The organism is Paraburkholderia sp. SIMBA_054 (assembly GCF_046534875.1).
Taxonomy (GTDB): Bacteria; Pseudomonadota; Gammaproteobacteria; order Burkholderiales; family Burkholderiaceae; genus Paraburkholderia; species Paraburkholderia hospita.
On record NZ_JAWRXV010001280.1, the window covers coordinates 1 to 251 of the forward strand.

Sequence of the window (251 nt, forward strand, 5' to 3'; positions counted from 1 at the left end):
CTCCCCACAACCCTTCGAGGATATATCTACTGACAAAGCTGGCTCCAACGACACCCTTATCGTCTCCAATGTCATGGTTGACGAGGATGCTACGGATGGAGATGACCTGATCCAGGGTGGGCCCGGCACTGATAGCCTATGGGGTGGCGGTGGTGACGATATACTCCTGGGTGGCGATGGTGATGACTACCTTGACGGTGGAGCCGGCAACGACTTTCTGGATGGTGGTGCAGGGCGCGATTCGCTGAACG

At 57.0% G+C, this 251-nt stretch carries 1 pseudogene; it reads left to right on the forward strand.

Features of this window, described 5'->3' with window-relative positions:
* Positions 1-73: 73 nt before the first annotated feature.
* Positions 74-251 (forward strand): annotated as a pseudogene (locus SB822_RS59220) (hypothetical protein); the annotation flags it as partial.